The following is a 14,260-nucleotide window of genomic DNA, read 5'->3' as shown; positions in this document are numbered from 1 at the left end:
GTGTTTCCCACGAGGGAGGAGTGACGCGGTCCTGGGTCAGGGCTGTCAGGGCTGTCAGGGCTGTGAGGGCTTGCGGCCCACCGCGCCGTACAGCGAGACGGGTCCCGCGCCGTCCGGGGCCTCGTCGGGGCGCCAGTCGGTGACCGATACGACGCCCGGCTCCAGCAGGCCGAGACCCGTGAAGAAGGCGGCCGCCTCGTCCCGGGAGCGGGCGACCAGGGTCACGCCGCCCGCCGCGTACGCCGCGATGCCCCTCTCGACGTTCTCCCGTTCGAAGTCGGCCGTCATCGTCGACAGCACCAGGCAGCTGCCCGGCGCCAGCGCGTCCAGGAGCGTGGACACCACCGCGTGGGCACCGTCCTCGTCGGCGACGAAGTGCAGCAGCGCGATCAGGGACAGGGCCACCGGACGGCCGAAGTCCAGGACACGGGCGGCCTGTTCGAGGATGGCGCGCGGATCGCGGGCGTCGGCCTGGACGTACTCCGTCACCCCCTCCGGAGTGCCGCGCAGCAGCGCGCTCGCATGGGCCAGCACGATCGGGTCGTTGTCGACGTACACCACCCGGGCGTCCGGGGCCACCGACTGGGCGATCTGGTGCAGATTGGGCTCGGTCGGTATGCCGGTGCCGATGTCGAGGAACTGGTGGACGCCGTTCTCGGCCAGGGCGCGGGTGGCGCGCCGCATGAACGCGCGGTTGGCGCGCGCGGCCCGGGCGGCGCCCTCGTCGATCGCCATGATCTGGCGGCCCAGCTCCTCGTCGACCGGGTAGTTGTCCTTGCCGCCGAGGAACCAGTCGTACACCCGGGCCGGATGCGGCCGGGTGGTGTCGATGGGCACTGCGGCAGGCTCGGTCCCCGTCACGTGCTGCTCCTCCGCTCGGCCGGCCCCGGCACCGTCACGCCGGGACATGCGGGCAGCAGTCTGACACGATCATGCCGCGCGGCGCAGGGGCCCTGGACACGCGCCTCGGCCTCAACAGGGCGGCCGGACCGGTGGGTTGGCGGTCTCAGCGGGGCAGCGTACGGTCCAGGAAGCGGATCACCTCCGCGAACGCCTCCTTCTTGTCCGTCTCGTGGAACACCTCGTGCCGCGCCCCGGCGAAGATCCGCTCGGTCGGCCGGCCGCCCGCGAGCCGCTCCACGCCGGTCCGGCTCCCGGGCAGCGGCACCAGCCGGTCGTCGTCCCCGTGCAGCCACAGCAGCGGCAGCGCGCCCACGTCACCGCCCCGGGCGACGGTCTCCAGGGTCCGCGCGAACGCCTCCAGCGTCGGCCGCTTCATCGGCCCGTGCCACACCAGCGGATCGGCGGCGTAGGCGGCGCCGACGGCCGGGTCCCGGGAGAGCGCGGCCGGGCTGACCGGGGTGTCCGGGATCTCCGGAAGGGCCAGCAGCCGCTCCGGCAGCTCCCAGGCGCCGATCACCGGCCCGGACAGGATCAGCGCGCTCAGTTCGGCGCCGTACCGCTGGGCGTAGCGGGCCGAGATCAGTCCGCCCATCGAGTGCCCGACCACGACCAGGGGCAGGCCGGGGTGCGCGGACCGGGCCAGCTCCGCCACGGCGTGGACGTCGGTGACCACGTCCTCGAAGTCCTCGATCACCACCCGCTCCCCGCCCGACCTGCCGTGCCCGATGTGGTCCGGCCCGTACACGGCCGCGCCGTGCCCGGTCAGGACGGCGGCCAGCTCGTCGTACCGGCCCGCGTGCTCGCCGTAGCCGTGCACGACCAGGGCGATGTATCTCGGTGCCGGGTGCGGCCACTCGCGTACGGCGACCGGGCCGCGGGTGCCGTCGAGGGTGTGCTCGTGGACGTGGGGCATGCTTCCTCCGGCTGTCTCGTCCGGCTGACTCGGGGTGGCTCCGGGGGGATCTTCCCAGCGGGCCGGTCCGGGGGCTATAGTCCAAAACTAGCAGTGCTAATTAAGTATCCGGAGTCCCGTGTGGTCCGCTGATCGACAGTGTCGTGGATCAGTCGTAGGTCAGGAGTCGAAGCCGTGCGTCCCGTCCACTTCGCGGCCGCCCGCCGCACCCCCATCGGCAAACTGCGCGGAGCCCTGTCCGCCGTCCGCCCCGACGACCTGGCGGCCGGCGTGATCCGCCGGCTGGTGGCCGAGGTGCCCGGCCTCGACCCGGCCCGGATCGACGACGTCTACTGGGGCGCGGCCAACCAGGCCGGCGAGGACAACCGCAACGTCGCCCGGATGGCCGCCCTGCTCGCCGGCCTGCCCGAGTCCGTGCCCGGCGCCACCGTCAACCGGCTGTGCGCCTCCGGCCTCGAAGCGGTCACCACCGCCGCCCGCGCCGTCGCCGCCGGGGAGGCCGACATCGTGATCGCGGGCGGCTCCGAGTCCATGAGCCGCGCCCCCTTCGTGCTGCCCCGCCCCGACGAGGCCCTGCCCCAGCGCATCGAGACCCATGACACCCGGCTCGGCTGGCGCCTGGTCAACCCGGCGATGCGGGAGCTGCACGGCCTGCTGTCCATGGGCGAGACCGCCGAGGAGGTGGCCGAACGGTACGGCATCTCCCGGGAACGGCAGGACGAGTTCGCGCTGCGCAGCCACCGACTCGCCGCCGCCGCGCGCAAGAACGGGCACTTCGACGACGAGCTCCTGCCCGTGGAGCGCCCGGACGGCATCACCGTCGAGCAGGACGAGTGCGTCCGTGAGGACACCTCGCTGGAGAAGCTGTCGCGGTTGAAGCCGGTCTTCCGGCCGGGGGGTACGGTCACGGCCGGCAACGCCTCGCCGATGAACGACGGCGCGGCCGGACTGCTGCTGGTCAGCGAGGAGGCCCTGAACGAGCTGGGCCTGGAGTCCCTGGGCCGCTATGTCGCCGGCGCCTCCGCCGGGGTGCACCCCGACGTGATGGGCATCGGGCCGGTCCCCGCCACCCGCAAGGCGCTGGCCCGGGCCGGCTGGGACGTCGCCGACCTGCAGGAGGCCGAGTTCAACGAGGCGTTCGCCGTGCAGGCGCTCGCCTGCGTCGATCAGCTCGGCATCGACCCCGACCTGGTCAACCCGACCGGCGGTGCCATCGCCCTCGGCCACCCCCTCGGCTGCTCCGGCGCCCGCATCCTGACGACCCTGCTGCACCGGATGCGGCGCACGGGCGCGGAGCGGGGGCTGGCGACCATGTGCGTGGGGGTGGGGCAGGGGAGCGCGGTGCTGGTGGAGAGGCACTGACACATCACCAACGGGGGCTTCCCGCAAGGGAATTCGTCCGACGAGCCGCAGCAAGGAGTACTGGTCCATGGCAACCCTGTCCGTAGCCGCCATCCTCGCCGAGAACGCCCGGCGCCGCCCCGACAAGACCGCGCTGGTCGAGGGCGAGCTGCGGCTGACCTTCCGCGAGATCTGGCGGCGGGCCCTGGCCCGGGCGGGCGCCCTCACCGGCACCCTCGGCGTACGGCCCGGCGACCGGGTCGCCCTCATGGCCCCCAACACCGCCGAGTTCCCCATCGCGTACTTCGCCGTCGCCGCGGCCGGCAGTGTCGTCGTCCCCGTACACCTGCTGCTGTCGGCCTGTGAGGTCGAGCACGTGCTGAAGGACAGCGGGGCGACGCTGCTGCTCGTGCACCCCGCCCAGGCCGAGACCGGGCGGGCCGCCGCCGAAGCCCTGGGGGTCCAAGTCATCACCCTGGGCGAGGAGTTCGACAAGCTCGCGGCCGACGCCGAGCCGTTGCCGTCGTACGTCACCCGCACCGCCGACGACCCGGCGGTGATCTTCTACACGAGCGGCACCACCGGCGTCCCGAAGGGCGCGGTCCTCAGTCACTTCAACATCGTGATGAACGCGACCGTCAACGCCTTCGACGCCAACGACATCCGCGCCGACGACATCGCCCTCGGCGCGCTGCCGCTGTTCCACGCCTTCGGTCAGACGGTGTCGCTCAACTCCACCTGGCGGGCGGGCGCCACGCTCGTGCTGCTGCCCCGCTTCGACGCGGCCCGCGCCATCGAGCTGATGGTGCGGGAGGGCGTGAACACCTTCCATGGCGTGCCGACCATGTACGTCGCCCTCGCGGCGGCGGCCGCGGAGGCCGCCGCGCTGCCCGACCTGCGCGTGTGCGTCTCGGGCGGGGCCTCTCTTCCGGTGGCCGTACTGGAGCGGTTCGAGGAGGCGTTCGGGGCGAGGATCTACGAGGGCTACGGGCTGTCGGAGACCTCGCCGACCGCCACCGTCAACCAGCCGCTGTTCGGCACGAAGGCCGGCACCATCGGCCACCCGCTGTGGGGCGTCGACGTGGAGATCGCGCGTGCCGAGGCGGAGGGCCGGATCGAGCTGCTGCCGCCGGGCGAGCTGGGCGAGGTCGTCATCCGCGGCCACAACGTCTTCTCCGGCTACCTCGGCCGGCCCGAGGCCACCGCCGAGGCGCTCGTCGACGGCTGGTTCCGCACCGGCGACCTCGGCACCAAGGACGACGAGGGCTTCCTCCGGATCGTCGACCGCAAGAAGGACGTCATCATCCGCGGCGGCTACAACGTGTACCCGAGGGAGGTCGAGGAGGTCCTGATGCGCCACCCCGGCATCGCCCAGGTCGCGGTCATCGGCCTGCCCGACGAGCTGCACGGCGAGGAGGTCTGCGCCGTCGTCGTACCGGCACCCGGCACCGCCCCCGACGCCGGCGCGATCACCGAGTGGTCCAAGGGGCACCTGGGCCGGTACAAGTACCCGCGGCGCGTGGAGTTCGCGGACGCGCTGCCGCTGGGCCCCAGCATGAAGGTGCTGAAGCGGGAACTCCGGGCGAAGTACGTGGAAAAGTGAGCTGACGGGGCACAGCGGGCGGCAGGGATCACCTGGCGAGACGGTCCTTACGCCGGAGGCTTGTCAGGACATAGCATCGGTCCCCGCATGAACACGATGACGCTCTGGCACATATCCGGCTGGGGGTTCGCCGCGCTCGCCTGCGCGGCCCTGCTCGTGGGCTTCTCCAAGACCGCGGTGAGCGGGGCCAACACGGTGAGCCTCGCGATCTTCGCGGCCGTCCTTCCGGCCCGCGCCTCCACCGGCGTGCTGCTGCCCGTCCTGATCGCCGGCGATGTGCTCGCCGTCCTCACCTACCGGCGGCACGCCCACTGGCCCACCCTGTGGCGGCTGTTCCCGGCCGTCGCGGCGGGTGTCGTGGTGGGCACGCTCTTCCTGATGTGGGCGGACGACGGGATCGTACGCACCTCGATCGGCGCGATCCTGCTGCTGATGGCCGGCGTCACGCTGTGGCGGCGGCGCAGAGTCGAGCCTGAGGAAGCGCCGGACTCGGTCACCACCCGGGCGGGCCGCGCCAAGGCCCGCTCGTACGGTGTCCTCGGCGGATTCACCACGATGGTCGCCAACGCGGGCGGCCCGGTGATGTCGATGTACCTGCTCTCCGCCGGCTTCCGAAAGCTCGGCTTCCTCGGCACCTCCGCCTTCTTCTTCCTGATCGTGAACGTGTCCAAGGTGCCGTTCAGCGCGGCCCTCGGCCTGATCGACGGACGCTCTCTGCTCCTCGACGCGGCGCTCGCGGTGTTCGTCGTGCCCGGTGCGCTGTTCGGCACGTGGGCCGTGAACCGGATCAACCAGCGACTCTTCGAACAACTCGTGATCGCGGCGACGATCGTGGGCGGAGTGCAGCTGCTACTGCGCTAGCCCGAGGGTTACGACAGCCCCAGCAGGGCGGGGAGTGCCGCGAAGGAGTCGAGGACGTGGTCGGGGGTGCCGCTCGCGCCGTCCAGCGTCTCCTGCTGGAACTTCCCCGTGCGCACGAGCACCCCGGTGAGCCCGGCCCGTTGCGCCGCGAGCACGTCGGACTCGACGTCGTCGCCCACCATCAGCGCCTGCTCCGCACCCACCCCCAGCCGGGCGAGCGCTGCCTCGAAGAACGCCCGCGAGGGCTTGCCCGTCACCTCCGCCTCGACCCGGGCCGCCTTCTCCAGCCCGAGCAGGAAGGCCCCCGAGTCGAGCTGCAGGCCTGCGTCCGTCCGCCAGTACAGATTGCGGTGCATGGCGACGAGCCGCGCACCGCGCTGGAGGTGTCCGAAGGCCCGGTTGAGCGCCGCATAGTCGAACTCCGGGCCGGCACCGCCCAGTACGACCACGTCGGGATCGTCGTCCACGAGGACGACCTCACCCAGATCCTCCGCGATGTTCCCGCTGTTGAGCAGCGCACAGCGGGCGCCCGGGAAGTGCTCCGCCAGATGGGCGGCGGTGGCCGAGGGCGCGGTGAGGACGTCCTCGGCACACACGTCGAATCCGGCCCCGGTCAGCGTCCCGGCGATCGAAGCCCGCGTCCGGGACGTCGTGTTCGTCACCAACGCCACGCCGAGCCCGGCGGCCCGGATGCTCCGCAGCGCCTCCACCGCGCCCGGCAACGCCCGCCAGGAAACGGTGAGCACACCGTCGATGTCGATCAGTACGGCACGCACCGATTCCCTGGTCTCCACGACCTCCACGACCTCCACGGTCTCCATGACCGAGACCGTAGCGACCCGCACGCCGGACCGGCCCGTACGACCTCGTACGCTCACCCCTATGCCCGCGCACGTCCTGATCCTCGGCGGTACCACCGAGGCCCGCCGTCTCGCCGCCGACCTGGCCGCCCGGCCCGGCGTCCGGGTCACCACGTCCCTGGCCGGCCGGGTCGCGCGGCCGGGAGCGGTGGCGGGCGAGGTGCGGATCGGCGGATTCGGCGGCGCGGCGGGCCTGGCCGACTGGCTGCGCACGCACCAGGTGGACGCCCTGGTCGACGCCACCCACCCCTTCGCCGAGGCGATCACGGCCCACGCCGCGCAGGCGGCGGCGGTCACCGGAGTACCGGCGGTGGTGCTGCGCCGCCCCGGCTGGCGGCCGGGCCCCGGCGACCGCTGGTACGACGTCCCGTCCCTGGCCGCGGCCGCCGAGACGCTGCCCGCTCTGGGCCGACGGGTGTTCCTCAGCACCGGACGCCTGGGCCTGGCCGCCTTCGCCCCTCTGACGGACCTGCACTTCGTGGTCCGCTCGGTGGAGCCGCCCGAGCCGCCCATGCCGCCCGACACCGAAGTGATCCTCGCCCGCGGCCCGTTCACCCTGGCCGAGGAGACGGAACTGCTGCGCGTCCACCGGATCGAGGTCCTGGTGACCAAGGACAGCGGCGGCGCGGCCACGTCCGCGAAACTGACGGCCGCCCGCGCGCTCGCCGTGCCGGTGGTCGTCGTACGCCGCCCTCCGCTGCCGCCGGGTGTGACGGCGGTGCCCGATCCGGCGGGGGTGCTGGAGCGGCTGGGCCTCAGCCCGGAGTGAGGACCGACGCCCGGATCCGGTCGACGGTACGCAGCACCTCGCCCCGGTTCTTCGAACCCTTGATCCAGACCGGGAGCCGGGCGACCAGGGTCAGTGTCGGCCCGGTGGCGTGCCGGCCGCCGCGCTCGGGACGGTCCGCCCGAGTGCCGCCCCCTACTGGTCGCCGGGGTTCCTGCGCAGCAGATACGTGTCCATGATCCAGCCCTTGCGCTCGCGCGCCTCGGCCCGCACCCGCTCGATGCGCGGACCGACCTCGGCGATCGGGCCGGAGACCAGGATCTCGTCCGGGGTGCCGAGGTACGCGCCCCAGTAGATGTCGATGTCGTCCCCGGCGTACTGCCGGAACGCCTGGTGCGCGTCCAGCATCACGACCACGTCGTCCACGCCCTCGGGGAAACCCTCGGCCAACCGCCGTCCGGTGGTGATCTGCACCGGCCGGGCCACCCGGTTCAGGCCCGTGCGATGCCGGGCGACCAGCGTGGAGACACTGCTGATGCCGGGTATGACGTCGTACTCGAACGCGACCGCGCCGTGCGCCAGCACCTCCTCCAGGATCCCGAGCGTGCTGTCGTACAACGCCGGATCGCCCCAGACGAGGAAGGCGCCCGTGCCGTCCTCGCCCAGCTCCTCGGCGATCAGCCGCTCGTAGATCCCGGCGCGGGCGCTGCGCCAGTCCTCCACGGCCGGCGAGTAGGCCGACCCGCCCGCCTTGCGGTCCCGCTCCGGATCGCGGGCCTCCACCACCCGGTACGACCCCTCGGGCAGATGCGCGTCCAATATGTCCCGGCGGAGCTGCGTGAGATCGCTCTTCACCTCGCCCTTGTCGAGCAGGAAGAACACGTCCGTGCCCCGCAGCGCCCCGACGGCCTGCAGGGTCAGCTGCTCGGGGTCGCCCGCGCCGATACCGATCACATGAATCTTTCGCACGTCCCGAGTCTGCCGCATGCCACTGACATCACGGTCATCACCTCTGCTCTCCAGGGGCAGGCCGTCGCGTTCAGACTCCGCGCCCACCGAGTCGGGGCGCTTCGGTACGTGCGTCCACCGGGCCTGAGCCGTCAGCCACCCGGTCCGCCAGCTCCCGCGCCCAGCGGGCGAGTCCCCGCAGGTCCATGCCATAGGGACCGTCCGCGCCACAGGGACCGTCCGCGTCGCGTGCGGCCGCCCACTCCTCGATCGCGGCCGCGCCCCGCCGCAGCAGCCGCGGCCCGCCGACGGCGTTGCCGCGGGCCGCGTGGGTGAGACCGACCGCCAGCTGGGCCAGGCCCCGCCACAGTGCGCGCTCGTCCTCCGGGCCCGACTTCCAGGCGTCCTCGAACACCTCGTGCGCGTGGAACGGCTTCCCCGCGTCCAGCAGCCCCTGTGCCTCGGCGACCGTCTCATCAGGCGTCCGTACGACCCCTTCCGGCTGCCGGGCGACGCCCTCCGCACCGTACGGCAGTGGCCGCCCCAGCCCGTCCCGGGGCCGCGCGCTGCGTGCCCGCCCCTCCGTGTCCCGGTCCCTGGCATCCGATGCGTCCGCGTTGGTCATACGGCCGATTGTCCCCCGCGCCTCGAGCCCTCTTCGGCCCACCCCCGCACGTGAGGTAAAGTGCTCTTCGCGCGATCAAGCGGGCCACCGCGAGTGAGCGCATCGGGACGTGGCGCAGCTTGGTAGCGCACTTGACTGGGGGTCAAGGGGTCGCAGGTTCAAATCCTGTCGTCCCGACTGGGAAACACAGCGTGATCGAGGGGCCGTACCGGAGCAGTCCGGTACGGCCCCTCGGCCATGTGCGCCGACCGGGAGTGGGAGGGAGTGCCTCTGTTCGATGTGCCTCGACCCGAGGTAACGCGTCTATCGTGGAAGTGCACCTGACCACGGCACTCGGGAGGCCTCGTGCTGACGCTTGCGATCCTGGGCTTTCTCGCCGAAAGGCCCATGCACGCCTATGAGTTGAAGAAGCGCATCGCCGGACTGGCCGGCCATGTGCGTACGGTGAGCGACGGAGCGCTGTATCCGGCCGTCTCCCGGCTGGCGGAGTCCGGCTGGCTCACGCGCCACGAGGAGCCTGGTCAGGGCGTGGCACCCCGGCAGGTGATCACGCTGACCGGGGCGGGACGCGAGGAACTGCTGCGCCGGCTGCGCAACCCGGCCGCGCAGGACATCACCGACGGCAGCAAGTGGGTCGTCGTCCTGTCGTTCCTGGCGCAACTGCCCGACCCGCGGGAGCAGATCGCCGTCCTGCGCCGGCGGTGGGACTTCCTGTCGGAGCCTGCCAGTTTCTTCTACGACGGGGGCAGGCCGCTGCGGGCCGACCAGATGACCGACCCGTTCCGGCGAGGCGTCCTCACCGTGGCCCGGGCGACGAAGATCGCCGAGAAGACCTGGCTGGAGGAGATCCTCCAGGAACTCGAGGACAAGGCCGCCGGCTGACGCGGACAGCCGTGATGCGGATGCGAGGGAGGCGTCCGCCTGAGTGCCTCTATTCGAGTGCCTCTATTCGTGGCATGCTGCGGGACGTACGGTTCGGGAAGAGTGTGCGGCGTCACGAGACGGGGGCAGCAGGCATGACGGAGCGGACGATGCGAGCGGTGGTGGCCGAGCGTCCCGGCGGCCCGGAGGTGCTGCGCCTGCGGGAGGTGCTTCGGCCGTCGGCGCGGCCGGGCTGGCCCCTCGTGCACATCACGGCCTTCGGGCTCAACCGCTCGGAGCTGTTCACCCGGCGCGGCTGGTCGCCCGGCGTGGAACTGCCCCGCATCCTCGGTATCGAAGGCGTCGGCGTGGTGGCCGAATCCCTCGACCCGCGGCTGCCGGAGGGCACCGCCGTCGCCGCCGCCATGGGCGGACTGGGCCGCAGCTTCGACGGCGCCTACGCGGAATACGCCCTGATCCCGAGCGCGCAGCTGATGCCGATCCGCACCGACCTGCCCTGGCCGCTGGTGGCCGCCCTGCCCGAGGCCTACCTCACCGCCTACGGCTCGCTGGAGGCCCTGGAGATGCGGCCTGGGCAGCGCCTGCTGGTCCGCGCGGCCACCTCGGGCGTCGGCATGGCCGCCCTCGACCTCGCGCGCGAGCGGGGACTGGAGGTGGCCGGCACGACCCGCGATCCCGCCAAGGCCGCGGCCGTACGTGCCGCCGGCGCCCAGCACGTCGTACCGGACGAAGGAGACGCGCTGCCCGATCGGGTCAAGGAGGTGTGGCCCGACGGCGCCGACCGGGTCCTGGACCTCGTCGGCGGCCCCGCCCTGCTGGACTCCCTGCGCTCCCTGGCGCCGCGCGGACGGGTGTGCTGCACCGGCTGTCTGTCGGACGAATGGATCATCCCGGACTTCGAACCGCTGGAGCACATCCCGTCCGGTGCCGCCCTGACCACCTTCTCCAGCAGCACCGTCAACAGCGGCGACTGGGCCGCGCGAGCGCTGCAGGAGGTCTTGGACCGGGTCGCGGACGGCTCGCTCCGTCCGGCCCTCGACCGGGTCTTCCCGCTGGCCGAACTCCCCGACGCCCACCGGTACATGGAGGAGAACCGCGCGGCCGGCAAGGTGGTGGGAAGCAACGTGGCGGGCGCATGAGTCAGCCCTTGCTGGAGCCGAGGGTCAGACCGCTGACGAACTGGCGCTGGAGGGCGAAGTAGACGACAAGGGTGGGGATCGCCGTCAGGAGGGAGCCTGCCGCCACCAGGTTGGGGTCGGTGAAGTACTGGCCGGAGAGGTTGTTCAGGGCCGAGGTGATCGGCATGTTCTGACCGGTCGAGATCAGGACGAGGGCCCAGAAGAAGTCGTTGTAGATCCAGATCGACAGCAGGGTCGCCAGGGCCGCCATCGCCGGCTTGCACAGCGGCAGTGTGATCTGCCAGTACAGCCGCCACACCGAGGCGCCGTCGACCAGCGCCGCCTCCGTCAGCTCGTGCGGCAGCGAGCGCATGTAGTTGCTCAGCACGAACGCGCAGAACCCGGACTGGAACGCCACATGGATGAGGACCAGGCCGAGCGCGGAGTCGTACAGCTTGCCGCTCGCCGTGATGCCCGGCAGGTTCGTCAGCAGGTACAGCCGGTACAGCGGGGTGATGATCACCTGCTGCGGCAGCAGGTTGCCGGCCGTGAAGACCAGCAGCAGGGCGAGGTTGAGGCGGAAGTCGAAGCGGCTGACGTAGAACGCCACGCAGGAGGACAGGACCAGGGTCAGCAGCACGGCCGGCACCGCGATGAGCAGCGTGTTGCCGAAGTAGTGCAGCATGTCCGACTGCTGATACGCGTTCGTGAAGTTCTCGAAGGTCAGCTTGTCCGGCCAGGAGACATAGCCCTTGGTGCTGGTCTCGCTGTACGGCCGTAGCGCCGAGAAGACCGCCCACAGCAGGGGGGCCAGCCAGGCCAGGGCCGTACCGGCGAGGAAGACGTGCAGCACGATCCGGGCCGGGCGGATCGGGGCGCGCCGCTTCAGCGGGAGAGTGGTGCTGCTCATGCGCGGCGCTCCTTGCGGAAGGTGGCGATCAGGTACGGGATGATCACCGCTAGGGAGATCGCCAGGAGGACCACGGCGATCGCCGACCCGTACCCGATGCGGCTGGACTCGCCGATGATGTTGTTGGTGACCAGGATCGACAGCAACTCCGTGCCCTGGGCGCCCTTGTTGAAGACGAAGACCAGGTCGAAGGCGCGCAGTGCCTCGATGATGGTGACGACCAGGACGACCGTGTTGGTCGGGCGCAGGGTGGGGAAGATGACGCTCTTGAACGTCTGCCACTCGTTCGCGCCGTCCAGCGCGGCGGCCTCCCTGAGCGAGGGGTCGACGCTCTTCAGGCCGGCCAGGTAGAGGATCATCATGTAGCCGGTGTGCCGCCAGGACGCGGCGATGAGGATCGCCCACAGGTTCAGATGCGGGTCGCCGATCCAGTCGATGTAGTGGCCGGGCTTGTTGGCGCCGATGATGCTGTTGATCAGGCCGGTGTCCGGGTTGTAGACCAGCTGCCAGACGAAGCCGATGCAGGCCATCGAGATGACGACCGGCAGGAACAACGCGGTCTGGTAGACCCGGCTGAAGCGGATCCGCTTGTCCAGCTGTACGGCCAGGAACAGGCCGAGCGGCGTCGGGATCAGGATCAGCACGACGAACCAGATGACGTTGTGCTGGACGGCCGGCCAGAACTGCGGGTTGTCGTTGAAGAGTTGTGTGAAGTTGTCCAGGCCCACCCACTTGATCGAGTCGAACCCGATGCCGTCCCAGGTGGTGAAGGCGAGGAAGATCGAGGCGATGGCGGTGACCCAGACCAGCGCCACGTGCAGGAGGGTCGGCACGCCCGCCATCAGGGCGAGCGTGATCCGGTCACGGCGGGTCAGCAGGCGGCGGTGGCTGTGCGTGGCCCGCGTTCGCGCGGGCGAGACGCCCGGCGGCGGCGCGGCGGCCGCCTCCGGGGTCTGCGTCGTCGTATCGGTCGTCATCGGGTCGCTCACTCGGACGCGAAGATCGTCTTCTTCTGGCGCTCGATGGATGGCAGCAGGCTGTCCACGTCCTTCGGGTTCTGCAGGAACTTCTGCAGGCCCGGCTGCATCACGGTGGAGGTGAAGTCGGGCCGGGAGTCGCGGTCCATGAACTGGGTGAGGCTCTTGGCGCTGCCGATCATCTCGAACGCCTTCTTCTGCAGCGCCGAGTACGCAGAGGTACTGGCCTTGTCGGAGGCGGCGACCACGCTCGGGTCGGTCTTGAGGTACATCTCCTCGGCCGCCGGGCTGCCCAGGTACTCCAGCAGCTTCAGGACACCGTCGTGGTTCTTCGGGGCCTTGCTGACCATGAAGCCGTCGGTCGGCGCCTCGACCGTCTCCTGGCCGTACGCGGAGTTGATCTCCGGGAAGGGGAAGAAGTCCAGGTCGTCCAGGTCGGCCTTGTTCGTGAACTGCTGGGCCACGAAGGAGCCGAGGAGGTACATGCCGGCCTTCTTCGAGACCAGCGTCTGCGCGGCGTCCTCCCAGGTACGGCCCATGAAGCCGTCCTGGTGGTAGGGGAGCAGCTCGGCCCAGTGGTCGAAGACGGCCTTCACCTTGGCGTCGGTCCATGAGGCCTTGCCCGCCATCAGCTGGACGTGGAAGTCGTAGCCGTTGAGGCGGAAGTTGATCTGGTCGAAGGTGCCCATCGCCGGCCAGGCGTCCTTGTCGCCGAAGGCGAACGGGATCAGGCCGTCCTTCTTCATCTGCTTGCACAGGGCGACGAGTTCGTCCCAGGTGGCGGGGCTCTTGTACCCGTGCTGCTGGAAGACGCTCTTGCGGTAGAAGATCGCCCAGGGATACGTCGTCAGCGGCACGAAGTAGTACTTGCCGTCCTCGCCCTTGCTGAGCTTCTTCATCGCGTCCGGGAAATTGCCCCCGATCTTCTGCCACACGTCGTCGATCGGGGTGGCCAGCTTCTTCGCCGCGAAGAACTGCATGCGGTATCCGGCGAACCAGTTGAACACGTCGTCCGGCGTGCCCTGCAGATACGAGTTGATCTGCTCCTGGAAGGTGTTGTGGTCCTTCGTGTTCACGTCGACCGTGAGACCGTACTGCTTCTTGAAGTCCGCGTACACGGAGGCGAAGGCCTTCTTCGGCACGGCGTCCGAGGCGTTGGAGCCGAGCGTGACGGTCTTCGGGTCGGAGGAGGAACCGCTGCCTCCGCAGGCGGACAGCAGGGGGATACCGGCACCGGCGAGCAGGGCGGCACCGCCCGCTCCACGGAGCAGCGAGCGACGGCTGGGACCGGGGACGGACACACCGGAGGGCGAGAGGCGCATGGCGGCTCCTGAGGAATGCAGGGCTCGGTCAAGGGGATGAGTTGATCACCGAAAGGTCGCCGAAACCGCTCAGAAATCAACTCGACCGAACATCGTGGGCGTAATAACAGCCCCAAGTCCGCTCATGCGTCAATAGGTCGGCCTCCACTGGTCTGTCTCTTGCCCGAAACGTAATCGTCATCGTTACCTGCGAGTTCGCCCGGGTGCGGAGCCGACGGCCCGCACGGCGCGGGCGGCCTTGGGGGCTGTGTGAACACGGGTGATTCCGTT

Annotated in this window: 14 protein-coding genes and 1 tRNA gene; 7 read left to right on the top strand and 8 right to left on the bottom strand. The window is 70.9% G+C overall.

The features are described 5' to 3' along the window. Positions 1-54 precede the first annotated feature (54 nt). Together AB5L52_RS06995 and AB5L52_RS06990 are read right to left on the bottom strand one after the other, a co-directional pair. Positions 55-861 carry an SAM-dependent methyltransferase gene (locus tag AB5L52_RS06995; RefSeq protein WP_351573058.1) on the bottom strand — a complete coding sequence of 269 codons (807 nt, stop codon included), beginning with the start codon at positions 859-861 and terminating at the stop codon, positions 55-57. A gap of 145 nt (positions 862-1,006) precedes the next feature. Next, positions 1,007-1,816, bottom strand: a complete 810-nt coding sequence (locus AB5L52_RS06990) for a lysophospholipase (RefSeq protein WP_351573055.1) — start codon at positions 1,814-1,816, stop codon at positions 1,007-1,009. 174 nt (positions 1,817-1,990) lie between these two features. Between AB5L52_RS06990 and AB5L52_RS06985 the strand changes: the two genes are divergently transcribed. The 3 genes from AB5L52_RS06985 (at position 1,991) to AB5L52_RS06975 (ending at position 5,621) form a co-directional block, all read left to right on the top strand. Beyond that, positions 1,991-3,178, top strand: a complete 1,188-nt coding sequence (locus AB5L52_RS06985) for an acetyl-CoA C-acyltransferase (protein ID WP_369363014.1) — start codon at positions 1,991-1,993, stop codon at positions 3,176-3,178. A gap of 67 nt (positions 3,179-3,245) precedes the next feature. Further along, positions 3,246-4,760 (top strand): long-chain fatty acid--CoA ligase, encoded by a 1,515-nt coding sequence (locus AB5L52_RS06980; RefSeq protein ID WP_369363013.1) that lies wholly within the window; start codon positions 3,246-3,248, stop codon positions 4,758-4,760. An 87-nt stretch (positions 4,761-4,847) separates the two neighbouring features. Beyond that, entirely contained in the window at positions 4,848-5,621 is a 774-nt protein-coding gene (locus tag AB5L52_RS06975; protein ID WP_351573047.1) for a sulfite exporter TauE/SafE family protein, read from the top strand. Positions 5,622-5,629: 8 nt separating this feature from the next. Here the strand turns inward: AB5L52_RS06975 and AB5L52_RS06970 are convergent, their stop codons facing one another. Then, on the bottom strand, positions 5,630-6,442 hold the full coding sequence (locus AB5L52_RS06970) for a TIGR01458 family HAD-type hydrolase (protein WP_351573045.1): 813 nt from the start codon (positions 6,440-6,442) through the stop codon (positions 5,630-5,632). Between the two features lie 61 nt (positions 6,443-6,503). Here AB5L52_RS06970 and AB5L52_RS06965 point away from each other — a divergent pair, with 61 nt between their 5' ends. Beyond that, positions 6,504-7,250 carry a cobalt-precorrin-6A reductase gene (locus tag AB5L52_RS06965; RefSeq protein WP_351573043.1) on the top strand — a complete coding sequence of 249 codons (747 nt, stop codon included), beginning with the start codon at positions 6,504-6,506 and terminating at the stop codon, positions 7,248-7,250. Positions 7,251-7,403: 153 nt separating this feature from the next. Here the strand turns inward: AB5L52_RS06965 and cobF are convergent, their stop codons facing one another. Further along, the gene (gene cobF, locus AB5L52_RS06960) at positions 7,404-8,177 is read right to left on the bottom strand and encodes a precorrin-6A synthase (deacetylating) (protein WP_351573040.1); all 774 of its coding nucleotides are present in this window, start codon (positions 8,175-8,177) and stop codon (positions 7,404-7,406) included. 70 nt (positions 8,178-8,247) lie between these two features. Further along, positions 8,248-8,781 (bottom strand): DUF309 domain-containing protein, encoded by a 534-nt coding sequence (locus AB5L52_RS06955; RefSeq protein WP_351030646.1) that lies wholly within the window; start codon positions 8,779-8,781, stop codon positions 8,248-8,250. A gap of 103 nt (positions 8,782-8,884) precedes the next feature. On the opposite strand from AB5L52_RS06955, the gene AB5L52_RS06950 reads away from it, so the two are divergent. The 3 genes from AB5L52_RS06950 to AB5L52_RS06940 all read left to right on the top strand — a co-directional run bounded on the left by AB5L52_RS06950 (position 8,885) and on the right by AB5L52_RS06940 (position 10,802). After that, positions 8,885-8,958, top strand: a tRNA-Pro gene (locus AB5L52_RS06950). A 168-nt stretch (positions 8,959-9,126) separates the two neighbouring features. Continuing rightward, positions 9,127-9,663 carry a PadR family transcriptional regulator gene (locus AB5L52_RS06945; RefSeq protein WP_351573036.1) on the top strand — a complete coding sequence of 179 codons (537 nt, stop codon included), beginning with the start codon at positions 9,127-9,129 and terminating at the stop codon, positions 9,661-9,663. Positions 9,664-9,797: 134 nt separating this feature from the next. Further along, positions 9,798-10,802 (top strand): zinc-binding dehydrogenase, encoded by a 1,005-nt coding sequence (locus tag AB5L52_RS06940; protein WP_369363012.1) that lies wholly within the window; start codon positions 9,798-9,800, stop codon positions 10,800-10,802. Position 10,803: 1 nt separating this feature from the next. On the opposite strand, the gene AB5L52_RS06935 is transcribed toward AB5L52_RS06940, so the two are convergent. Genes AB5L52_RS06935 through AB5L52_RS06925 form a run of 3 tightly spaced genes read right to left on the bottom strand, consistent with a single transcriptional unit; the run spans position 10,804 to position 13,990 of the window. Beyond that, positions 10,804-11,691 carry a carbohydrate ABC transporter permease gene (locus AB5L52_RS06935; RefSeq protein ID WP_351573030.1) on the bottom strand — a complete coding sequence of 296 codons (888 nt, stop codon included), beginning with the start codon at positions 11,689-11,691 and terminating at the stop codon, positions 10,804-10,806. Beyond that, on the bottom strand, positions 11,688-12,668 hold the full coding sequence (locus AB5L52_RS06930; RefSeq protein WP_369363011.1) for a carbohydrate ABC transporter permease: 981 nt from the start codon (positions 12,666-12,668) through the stop codon (positions 11,688-11,690). The genes AB5L52_RS06935 and AB5L52_RS06930 overlap by 4 nt, the downstream gene beginning before the upstream one ends. 8 nt (positions 12,669-12,676) lie before the next feature. Beyond that, positions 12,677-13,990 (bottom strand): ABC transporter substrate-binding protein, encoded by a 1,314-nt coding sequence (locus AB5L52_RS06925; protein WP_351030655.1) that lies wholly within the window; start codon positions 13,988-13,990, stop codon positions 12,677-12,679. Between the last annotated feature and the right edge of the window lie 270 nt (positions 13,991-14,260).

The organism is Streptomyces sp. CG4, assembly GCF_041080655.1.
Classification (GTDB): Bacteria; Actinomycetota; Actinomycetes; order Streptomycetales; family Streptomycetaceae; genus Streptomyces.
This window is presented reverse-complemented; position numbering and strand designations above follow the sequence as displayed.